Origin of the sequence: Mycobacterium sp., assembly GCF_050701515.1 — a bacterium.
In the GTDB taxonomy this organism is placed as follows: Bacteria; Actinomycetota; Actinomycetes; order Mycobacteriales; family Mycobacteriaceae; genus Mycobacterium.
On the sequence record NZ_JBOGDB010000281.1, the window covers coordinates 1 to 9,462 of the forward strand.

General features: G+C 66.6%; 11 protein-coding genes. 4 read left to right on the top strand and 7 right to left on the bottom strand.

Annotation, left to right across the window (positions count from 1 at the left end; all coding sequences use genetic code 11):
• Positions 1 to 215 precede the first annotated feature (215 nt).
• Together ACRDU5_RS20795 and ACRDU5_RS20800 are read left to right on the top strand one after the other, a co-directional pair.
• Complete coding sequence (locus tag ACRDU5_RS20795) at positions 216 to 521, top strand: ArsR/SmtB family transcription factor (RefSeq protein WP_526616812.1); 306 nt, start codon at positions 216 to 218, stop codon at positions 519 to 521.
• Positions 518 to 1,021: an SRPBCC family protein gene (locus tag ACRDU5_RS20800; RefSeq protein WP_526616813.1), complete on the top strand. Its 504-nt coding sequence runs from the start codon at positions 518 to 520 to the stop codon at positions 1,019 to 1,021. Before ACRDU5_RS20795 ends, ACRDU5_RS20800 begins: the two co-directional genes overlap by 4 nt.
• Here the strand turns inward: ACRDU5_RS20800 and ACRDU5_RS20805 are convergent.
• Positions 1,018 to 1,407: a VOC family protein gene (locus tag ACRDU5_RS20805; RefSeq protein WP_526616815.1), complete on the bottom strand. Its 390-nt coding sequence runs from the start codon at positions 1,405 to 1,407 to the stop codon at positions 1,018 to 1,020. The two genes, ACRDU5_RS20800 and ACRDU5_RS20805, sit on opposite strands and share 4 nt — an antisense overlap.
• A gap of 47 nt (positions 1,408 to 1,454) precedes the next feature.
• On the opposite strand from ACRDU5_RS20805, the gene ACRDU5_RS20810 reads away from it, so the two are divergent.
• Positions 1,455 to 3,185 carry an N-acyl-D-amino-acid deacylase family protein gene (locus tag ACRDU5_RS20810; RefSeq protein WP_526616816.1) on the top strand — a complete coding sequence of 577 codons (1,731 nt, stop codon included), beginning with the start codon at positions 1,455 to 1,457 and terminating at the stop codon, positions 3,183 to 3,185.
• A 63-nt stretch (positions 3,186 to 3,248) separates the two neighbouring features.
• Here the strand turns inward: ACRDU5_RS20810 and ACRDU5_RS20815 are convergent, their stop codons facing one another.
• The 3 genes from ACRDU5_RS20815 to groL form a co-directional block, all read right to left on the bottom strand.
• Positions 3,249 to 4,121 carry a putative endonuclease domain-containing protein gene (locus ACRDU5_RS20815; RefSeq protein WP_526616817.1) on the bottom strand — a complete coding sequence of 291 codons (873 nt, stop codon included), beginning with the start codon at positions 4,119 to 4,121 and terminating at the stop codon, positions 3,249 to 3,251.
• A 197-nt stretch (positions 4,122 to 4,318) separates the two neighbouring features.
• Positions 4,319 to 4,528: a hypothetical protein gene (locus tag ACRDU5_RS20820; RefSeq protein WP_526616819.1), complete on the bottom strand. Its 210-nt coding sequence runs from the start codon at positions 4,526 to 4,528 to the stop codon at positions 4,319 to 4,321.
• A 434-nt stretch (positions 4,529 to 4,962) separates the two neighbouring features.
• Positions 4,963 to 6,588, bottom strand: a complete 1,626-nt coding sequence (groL, locus tag ACRDU5_RS20825; protein ID WP_526616821.1) for a chaperonin GroEL — start codon at positions 6,586 to 6,588, stop codon at positions 4,963 to 4,965.
• A 241-nt stretch (positions 6,589 to 6,829) separates the two neighbouring features.
• Here groL and ACRDU5_RS20830 point away from each other — a divergent pair, with 241 nt between their 5' ends.
• Positions 6,830 to 7,327, top strand: a complete 498-nt coding sequence (locus tag ACRDU5_RS20830) for a cupin domain-containing protein (RefSeq protein WP_526616822.1) — start codon at positions 6,830 to 6,832, stop codon at positions 7,325 to 7,327.
• Here the strand turns inward: ACRDU5_RS20830 and ACRDU5_RS20835 are convergent.
• The 3 genes from ACRDU5_RS20835 to ACRDU5_RS20845 all read right to left on the bottom strand — a co-directional run.
• Positions 7,317 to 7,826, bottom strand: a complete 510-nt coding sequence (locus ACRDU5_RS20835) for an SRPBCC family protein (protein WP_526616823.1) — start codon at positions 7,824 to 7,826, stop codon at positions 7,317 to 7,319. The two genes, ACRDU5_RS20830 and ACRDU5_RS20835, sit on opposite strands and share 11 nt — an antisense overlap.
• A 36-nt stretch (positions 7,827 to 7,862) precedes the next feature.
• A complete protein-coding gene (locus tag ACRDU5_RS20840; protein ID WP_526616824.1) occupies positions 7,863 to 8,678 on the bottom strand; it encodes an HAD-IIA family hydrolase in 816 nt (271 codons plus the stop codon).
• A gap of 26 nt (positions 8,679 to 8,704) precedes the next feature.
• A partial coding sequence (locus ACRDU5_RS20845) for a PH domain-containing protein (protein WP_526616826.1) occupies positions 8,705 to 9,462 on the bottom strand: 758 nt, incomplete at its 5' end.

Genomic DNA, 9,462 nt, shown 5'->3' on the forward strand with positions numbered 1-9,462 from the left:
TTGGGCGGCGCCGGGTCGGCCCCCGCCTGTGGGAGCGGGATGGCGGCGGTCAGCGCACCGATCCCGGTCAACATCATCATGCGGCGGCGATCCATCTCGGGCATCTAGACATAAAAGCCGGAACATCTCCGCGGCGCAAATCCTTGGCGGCGGGCATACTTGCCGCGTGAGTCATATCACTTGACAATCATATGGCTCAGTGGTGATATGAAAGGGTGGACGCATTCGCCGTGATCGCCGACCCCACCCGGCGGCGCATCCTGGACACCCTGCGCGAGGGCGCCGCCGACGTCGGCACTCTCGTTGACCGGCTCCGCATTTCGCAGCCGTTGGTGTCCAAGCATCTGGGGGTATTGCGCGACGCCGGCACCGTCGACGTGCAGGTGGACGGCAAGCGGCGCGTCTACCGGCTGGCCGAAGATCCGCTGCCGGCGGTGCTGGCCTGGGTCACGCCGTATCACCGCAAGTGGGCCGCCAGCCTGGACCGTCTGTCCCAACTCATCGAAGAGGAGCAGTCATGACGAACTCTTTGCAGGGAACCCTGGAAAACCGCGACGGCGCATGGGTTTTGACGCTGGTGCGGGACATCGCCCATCCGGTCGAGAGGGTGTGGCCGTGGCTTGTTGAGCCCGATAGGCTGCGGCGCTGGTCGCCGATTGTGCCGGACAAGCCCCTCGATGACGTCGGCCCGCGACAGGTCCGGGAGAACCCCGGCGACGAACCGGTGACCGGCGATGTGATCGCGGTCGATCCTCCGCACGAACTCCAACATCGCTGGGGCGACGACGACGTGGTGCGCTGGCGGCTGGAACCAACGGCGACCGGCTGCCGACTGACGCTGGAGCAGTCGATGCGCGACCGGGACAAGGCCGCAATGAACGCCGCCGGCTGGCAAATCTGCCTCGACGTGCTGGAGGAAACGCTTGCCGGCACAGCCTCAGGGCGTGTGGTGGGCCAAGACGCCGAACGGCATGACTGGGAGTCGCTGCGCGACCGCTACGCCAAGCTGCTCGGCGTCTAGCTCCCCGGCTGGGCGCGGTGAAAGACGGCCTCGACGTTGTTGCCGTCCGGGTCGCGGACGAACGCGCCGAAGTAGCTGGGGTGATACTCCGGCCACAGCCGCGGCGGGTGTAGCGACTCGGCGCCGAACTCGAGCGCGGCGTCGTAGAACGCCTTGACGGCATCGACGTCTGCGGCCTCGAAAGCCACGTGAATCTCCCGGTTGGGCCCCGCCGCGTCACCGGCGTTCATGTCGGCGATCCAGAAGTCGGGCCTTCCGTCTTTGCCGTAGCCGATCGCGACCTGGTAGTCCATCTGGCGGCTAAAGCCGAGCACGCCGAGGACCTTGTCGTAAAACGCCTTCGATTTCTCCCAGTCCGCGCAGTTGATTCCAAAGTGGTCAATCACGGGCCCCATCCTGGCATGGTCGCCTGACACCGTCGTACATTCAGCTAATGGCGCATGACTTCATCATCCGTAACGGGACCATCGTTGACGGCCTCGGCGGTCAACCCTTCGTCGGCGATGTCGCAGTCTCCGATGGCGTGATCGCCGCCGTCGGCACCATCGACGGCGACGCACGCCGCGAGATCGACGCGACGGGGTCGCTCGTCACGCCCGGCTTCATCGACCTGCACACCCACTACGACGGGCAGGCCATCTGGTCGGACCGGATGACACCGTCGTCCGCGCACGGTGTGACGACCGCGGTGATGGGCAACTGCGGTGTCGGCTTTGCGCCGTGCCGCGCCGAGGACCACGAGGTGCTGGTCGACGTGATGGCGGGGGTGGAGGACATCCCCGGCGTCGTCATGGTCGACGGGCTGCCGTGGGACTGGGAGACATTTCCGGAGTACCTGGACGCCGTTGACTCGCGGCGGCGTGACATCGACGTGGCCGCGTACCTGCCGCATTCGCCGCTGCGGGTGTACGTGATGGGTCAGCGCGGCGGCGACCGCGAGCCGGCCACCGCCGGGGATCTGGATCGGATGCGGGGGCTGGCCAAGGAGGCGATCGAGGTGGGCGCGCTGGGGTTCGCCTCGTCGCGGTTCTCGTTCCACAAGACCGCCGGCGGCGAGTTGATCCCCAGCTACGACGCGGCGCAGGCCGAGATCGACGCGATCGCCTCCGGTATCGCCGCGGGAGGCGGCGGGCTGATCCAGTTCGTCCCCGACATCGCAGCGGGCGGTTATGCGAACGTGTTGCAACAGGTTTTCGAGGCCGCGCAGGACAACGGACTGCCGGTGACGTTCACACTGGCCACCGGTAACGCCGGCGATCCGATCTGGCCCGACGCGATCACGATGATCGAGAAGTTCAACGCCGTGGCCAACGAGGACACCGCGATCACCGCGCAAGTGTTCCCGCGCCCGATCGGCCTGGTCATCGGCCTTGAGCTCACCGGCAACCCGTTCGTGTTCTATCCGAGCTACCGCGAGATCGCCGACCTGCCGCTGGCGGAGCGGGTGGCGCAGATGCGCAAGCCCGAGGTGCGGGCTCGCATCCTGGCCGACAAGCCCTCGGACGGCGGCCATCCGCTGCTGTATCTGGCGCAGGCCTGGAACTGGATCTTCCCGTTGACCGAGAATCCCAGCTACGAGCCGGATCCGTCGACCTCTATTGCGGCGCGGGCGAAGGCGCGCGGTGTCAGCCCGATGGAAGAGGCCTACGACCGGCTGCTGGACGACGACGGCCACGCCATGATGCTGGTCGCGATGGCCAATTTCGAGAACAACTCGCTCGACACGGTCGGCGAGCTGATCCGCCGCGACGACGTGGTGCTCGGCCTCGGCGACGGCGGGGCGCACTACGGAATGATTTGCGACGCAAGCTATCCGACGTTCCTGCTGGCCCACTGGACACGTGATCGCGGCAAGGGCCGGCTCAGCGTTCCCGAGGCGATCCGCGAGCTGACATCGGTGCCAGCCCGAGTTGCCGGACTGGCGGACCGCGGCCGAATTGCGGTGGGCTACAAGGCCGATCTCAATGTCATCGATCATGCGGCGGTGCGGCTGCACAAGCCCGTCATCACCCACGACCTGCCCGCGGGCGGCCGCCGACTCGACCAAACCGCAGATGGCTACGTCGCGACCATGGTCTCCGGCGAGATCATTGCCGAGAACGGCGTGCCGACCGACGCGCGTCCCGGCAGGCTGGTCCGCGGCCGCCAGCCAGCTCCCGCGTAACACCTTCGTCGGCCGTGCGGTTTCATACGCGACTTGCCGCTGTGAGCGGATCACGTCGCACAGTCACCACGTCTTGGGGCAGCCGCGCGATATGAGCGCCCGGCCGACGCGGTCGAGAAAGGTTCGCGGGCTGTTGTGCACCATCCCGCTGGTCGCCCTGACATCGATCCAGCCCAGCTCGGGCAGAAGCGAGTATCGCTCCGCATCCCACGCCCACTGCTTGGGGTTGGTCCAGTGGTGAGCACCCTCGAAGTCGACGCCGACGAGGTACTCGGACCACCCCATGTCGATTCGTGCCGCGACGAACCCGTATTCGTCGAGCACGGGAATCTGCGTCTGCGGGCGAGGAAACCCGGCCTGTACCAGCAACAGTCGGGTCAGCGATTCGTAGGGCGATTCGGCGCCACCGTCCACCAGATCTAACGTCTGACGTAGCTGGCATAGACCACGTACGCCCGGATGTCGTAGCGCGATCGCATCGACGTCGTTGACCTTCAGGTCCACCGCGTTCAGCAACGCATCGATGCGCTTCACGCCATCCTCAAGGCCTGACCGTCTGCCCAAGTCGAACGCGGTGCGAGCTGCCGTCGTCACGGACATGCCATTGACCAAGTGCGTTTCACCGGCCAGCAGGTTGTCGGTGTGCACTTTGATCAGCGGAGGCGGCCGTCGATTCGCGTGGATCAGCTCTGCGGGCGAGTCGGGTTCGATCCACTTGGCGCCCAGCATCGCTGACGCCGATTGACCGGCGATGACGCCGACACGTCGGGACCACAGCCACGCTGCCCGGGCTCGGTCTTTCGCCGTCAGTTCGACGCCCCGTGGTGCCCACACTCCGGGATAGATGCCGGCATGGAACCGGCGCAACTCGCGGAATGTCAACGCTGCGGATTCGAGCGCCTCGTCGGCGCGAAATGGCCAGTCGATCGTCTGCATGGGCGGACACTCGCACGCCTGCCTGACACCAACACCACTCGCCGAGTGGTTATCCACAAGCTCCGGTGGCTCAGTGTGCGGTTCGATACGCCCTCGGCGGCGCTGCGCGTGTGAAACCGCACAATCGAGTTACGCGCCGGCTGGCGCGCACCGCTGGCGTCTAGTCTTGCGGCGGCTTGCGACCCCAGACCGAGTGCCTAGCAAGACCCTGCCGTAGCACATATCACGATTCCGGCCGACGAAAGGAACTCGATCCGCTTGCGGAATGAGGAGTCGAATGCCTCAGCCAACGGGTGGGCGCGATCCAACGCCTCAAAGATCCCGCTGTCGGGCTCCTCGGCCAGCAGCCAGGACGAAGCGTCGTTACCATGCGGCGCAACGCCGCGGCCGACAGTGGACGACGTCATAGAAGTTCGGCTCCAGCTCATCGTCGTTGATGTCGACCGCGACGACCAGTCCCGTCGGGCCGACGCGCTCGGAAAACCACCGCACGACGGAGCCGGCCCCGGCACCGACCTCGAGACAACGCCATCCCGCGCCTACTCCGATCGCGTCCAGGTCAGATCGAGTTCAGCCTCTAGTAGCCGCAGGCGCGCAAGCTCGTCGCTCGCCTCAGCGCCCGCCGCAAAGTAGCCATCATTCTCTGGCATGAAGCGATCCTCGCACGAGGGCATCGTTGCCATCACAACCAACCGGCTGACACGTCCGGCCGTGAACTGTGCGGATTTATCCGCCCTGCGCGGCGTGTCGTGTATGAAACGACACACTCGCGGCAACGGCGAACCCAACACACGAAAAAGCCCGGCTCCTTGTGGGAGCCGGGCTTTTCGTCGACCAGGACTTAGAAGTCCATGCCGCCCATGCCACCGGTCGGGTCGCCCATGGGTGCGGCGGCCTTCTCCGGCTTGTCGGCGACGACCGCCTCGGTCGTCAGGAACAGCGCCGCGATGGACGCCGCGTTCTGCAGCGCCGAGCGGGTCACCTTGACCGGATCGGCGACGCCGGCCTTGAGCAGATCCTCGTATTCACCGGTCTGCGCATTCAGGCCGACGCCGGCAGGCGAGTTGCGCACCTTCTCGGCAACAACACCGGGCTCCAGACCCGAGTTGAAGGCGATCTGCTTCAGCGGGGCCTCCAGCGCCACCTTGACGATGTTCGCCCCGGTGGCCTCGTCACCCGACAGCTTCAGATCGTCCAGCGCCGGCGCGGCCTGCAGCAGGGTCACGCCGCCACCGGCGACGATGCCCTCCTCGACGGCCGCCTTGGCGTTGCGGACCGCGTCCTCGATGCGGTGCTTGCGCTCCTTGAGCTCCACCTCGGTGGCGGCGCCGGCCTTGATCACCGCAACACCGCCGGCCAGCTTGGCCAGGCGCTCCTGCAGCTTCTCGCGGTCGTAGTCGGAGTCGCTGTTCTCGATCTCGGCGCGGATCTGGGCGACGCGGCCCGCGATGGCCTCGCTGTCACCGCCACCCTCGACGATCGTGGTCTCGTCCTTGGTGACGACGACCTTGCGAGCCTTGCCGAGCAGCGAGACGTCGGCGTTCTCCAGCGAGAGGCCGACCTCTTCGCTGACGACCTGACCACCGGTGAGGATGGCCATGTCCTGCAGCATCGCCTTGCGACGATCACCGAAGCCCGGGGCCTTGACGGCGACGGACTTGAAGGTGCCGCGGATCTTGTTGACGACCAGGGTGGACAGCGCCTCGCCCTCGACGTCCTCGGCGATGATCAGCAGCGGCTTGCCGGACTGGATGACCTTCTCCAGCAGCGGCAGCAGGTCCTTGACGGTCGACACCTTGGAGCTGACCAGCAGGATGTACGGCTCTTCGAGGACCGCTTCCTGACGCTCGGCGTCGGTGACGAAGTAACCCGAGATGTAACCCTTGTCGAAGCGCATACCCTCGGTCAGCTCGAGCTGCAGGCCGAAGGTGTTGGACTCCTCGACGGTGATGACACCCTCGTTGCCGACCTTGTCCATGGCCTCGGCGATCAACTCGCCGATCTGGGTGTCACCGGCCGAGATCGCGGCGGTGGCAGCGATCTGCTCCTTGGTCTCGACCTCCTTGGCCGACTTGAGCAGCGTCTCGGTGATCTTCTCCACGGCCTTCTCGATGCCGCGCTTCAGGCCGAGCGGGTTGGCTCCGGCCGCGACGTTGCGCAGGCCCTCGCGAACGAGCGCCTGGGCCAGCACGGTGGCGGTGGTGGTGCCGTCGCCGGCGACATCGTCGGTCTTCTTGGCGACTTCCTTGACCAGCTCGGCGCCGATCTTCTCGTAGGGGTCCTCCAGCTCGATCTCCTTGGCGATGGAAACCCCATCGTTGGTGATCGTGGGAGCGCCCCACTTCTTCTCCAGGACGACGTTGCGGCCCTTGGGACCCAACGTCACCCGTACCGCGTCGGCGAGGCTGTTCAGGCCCCGCTCGAGGCCGCGGCGGGCCTCTTCGTCGTACGCAATTGTCTTGGCCATTGCGAAGTGATTCCTCCGAAAGTGGGTAATGCACAGTCAGAGCGACCGCTCGGCGGGTCGCTCCATCCAAAGCTGTGGTCGGGAGCAGTGCCCGCGACGGACGACCATGAGCTGTGCGGCTCGGTCTCACCGGTCCCGACCTAGCACTCACCGGTCGCGAGTGCCAAACTCATTTTTAGCACTCAGCCAGGACGAGTGCAAGATCGCTTCGGCCCGGCCCAATGTGGCAGGGTGGATTTCGATGTCGCTCGTCGTGCCGCCCTATCCTCCACCGCGATACACCAAGGACGAACCGGAGGTCAGTGCCTGGCTTCGGCGAGGCACTGAACCACCGGACTACGACTCGTTCGGCCTCGTGAAATACCACTACCTGGCCAACCAGCAAGCCAGCGACGGGGACTACGGGCTCTACCGCGTCGAGATCGCGCCCAAGGGCGGCGGACCGGGTCCACACTTTCACCGCGCCATGTCTGAGGCTTTCTTCGTGCTCTCGGGCACCGTCAAGCTCTACGACGGCACCGACTGGGTTGACGGGCACCCGAACGATTTTCTCTACGTCCCGCCCGGCGGCATTCACGGATTCCGCAACGAGACCGACGAGCCTACGTCGATGTTGATGCTGTTTGCTCCGGGCGCCCCGCGTGAGCACTACTTCGAAGGGCTGGCCCAGCTGCACAACCTCACCGACGAGGAACGCCGGGAGTGGTTCATCAAGAACGACAACTTCTTCATCGAGTAGCCGACGCGGCCAGCTCGGCCAGGTGCTCAAGCGAGTTGTCGAGGTGCGTCACGTCGAACGGCGGAAACTGGATTTCCTCCCGCAGATGCGGCGGTACCTTCGACCAGTCGTAGGTCAGCGTGACCTCGGTCCGGTCGGCACCGACGGGTTCGAGGTCGTAGCGCCAGAACCAACCGCCGAATTCGAGAGGGGCGTCGTCGGGACCTTGGTGACCGGGGATATGCCGGGGTTCCGCACCGGGCAGCCACGCAATGGCGCGGGGTCGGTCGAACACCTCGACCCGATTTGCCATTTCGTAGTCGTTGTTGGGGTGGTTGTCGTGGTACATCGCCATCCGAAAGATCTGGCCGGTTTCGGTCAGGCGCTTGCCGCCCAGCGATTCCCGCACCCATCCGGTGCCATCGATGGCCTCATGGGTCGACGGGTCCGCCAGCACGTCAAACACGACCTCTACGGGCGCATTAACGGTGGTGGTGGCTTTCATGTGTTCTTCAGTCACGCCAGTACCGACCGTCGACGGGGCCAAAATTCATCGCTACACCCGCAGCAGCTGCGGCAGATCGGTCACCGAGTCGATGACGTGGTTGGGCTGCATCGCGAACTCGTCGGCGGCCCACCGGTCAAGGGTGTCCTGGCGGAACTTGCCGGTGCGGACCAGCACGCCGGTCATCCCGACCACCTGCGCGGGCAGCACGTCGTTGTTCAGGTCGTCTCCGATCATGTACATCTCGTCGGGGTCGACGCCGAGACGTCCCGCGGCGGCGAGGAAGCCGGCCGGTGCCGGCTTGCCGACGGCGGTGGCCTGGCGCCCGGATGTCTCCTCCATTCCGATGAGGTACATGCCGGTGTCGACGCGCAAACCCTCGGTGGTGTCCCATGCGGTGCTGCGGTGCATGGCGACCACCGGCACGCCCTGGGCCATCCAGTCGTAGACGCGGCTGAGCGTCAAATGGTTGTACTCGGGACCGGCGCCGCCGAGCAGGATCACGTCCGGCGTCTCCGGTACCGCGTCGGCGTCGTAGTCGCTGGAGTAGACGATATCGATGCCCGGCATGTCCTCGGCGATCTGGCCGCTGTTGACCAGAAAACATCGCGCGTCGGGATATTGGCCGCGGACATACTCCGCGGTCAGCGCCGCGGCGGTGATCACCTCGTCGGGGCGCACCGCCATCCCCGCCTCGGCGAGCAACTCGGCGATCTGGACACGGGTGCGGGTGGTGGTGTTCGTCAGGTACGAGCACGCAATCTGGTTGTCCGCCAGCACCCGCAGCGTCTCGGCCGCGCCTGGAATTGGCTTCCACGAGGTCACCAGGACGCCATCGATGTCGAATAACACGCCACCGACCGCCATGCTGCGACAGTAAACGGCGAACGCGGCTATCCGCGCGCCCACTCGCTGTCGGCCACCCACGGCGAGGCCGTCGCAGCGATCGACCACGCCAGCTCCGCCGGAACGTCGATCAACTGATACCGCTTCACCCCGGCCGCCGTCGCCGCGATCAGGGTCGCCACCCCCGCGCGCCGCTGCGGCAGCGTCTGGCGCACCGTCCAGCCGATGATTCCGGCCGCGGCGACGCAGTCGCGGCGACGTTCCAGGCTGCCCGCGCGCCCGACCAGCCAGCGGTCGTCCACCCGGTGCCCCAACGCGCGTGACCGGTCGGCGGCCAGCAGCGCGCAGCAGACCGCGAGCACCGCCACCGCAATCCAGGCCCAGATCGGCACATTCACCAACTGCGCCGTGACGAGCACCGCGACCGCGCCGGTCGCCGGCACCGCCAGTGCGCGGATCCAGCGCCTGCGCGTCGCCGCCGGGCCATGCGCGCGCAGCGGGCCGGATACCGCCTCGGGGTTCTCGATCAATTCGGCCAGCACGGATTCGGCGGTGCGAACCGGACAGGGCGGCAGCAACAGCGACGCCTCGCCGGCCCCGGCGACACCCGTCATGATCGCGTCCAGCCGCGCGCCGCCGAGCAGACGGACCAGCAGCGGCTGACGCAACGTGCCGCCGCGCAGCCGGCGCATGTCGAAGGTGTGCTCGCGCTTGCGCAGCAGCCCGTGCTGGAGATGCAGTACATCGGCGTCGCGTCTCAACAGTAGGTTGCCGTAGGTGAGCAGCGACCGCAGCACCGACAGCA

Bases quoted from the DNA above. Each gene is read 5' to 3' on its own strand.
- ACRDU5_RS20800 (WP_526616813.1), top strand. From the start codon at position 518: ATGACGAACTCTTTGCAGGGAACCCTGGAAAACCGCGACGGCGCATGG.
- ACRDU5_RS20810 (WP_526616816.1), top strand. From the start codon at position 1,455: ATGGCGCATGACTTCATCATCCGTAACGGGACCATCGTTGACGGCCTC.
- ACRDU5_RS20815 (WP_526616817.1), bottom strand. From the start codon at position 4,121: ATGCAGACGATCGACTGGCCATTTCGCGCCGACGAGGCGCTCGAATCC.
- ACRDU5_RS20820 (WP_526616819.1), bottom strand. From the start codon at position 4,528: ATGACGTCGTCCACTGTCGGCCGCGGCGTTGCGCCGCATGGTAACGAC.
- groL (WP_526616821.1), bottom strand. From the start codon at position 6,588: ATGGCCAAGACAATTGCGTACGACGAAGAGGCCCGCCGCGGCCTCGAG.
- ACRDU5_RS20830 (WP_526616822.1), top strand. From the start codon at position 6,830: ATGTCGCTCGTCGTGCCGCCCTATCCTCCACCGCGATACACCAAGGAC.
- ACRDU5_RS20840 (WP_526616824.1), bottom strand. From the start codon at position 8,678: ATGGCGGTCGGTGGCGTGTTATTCGACATCGATGGCGTCCTGGTGACC.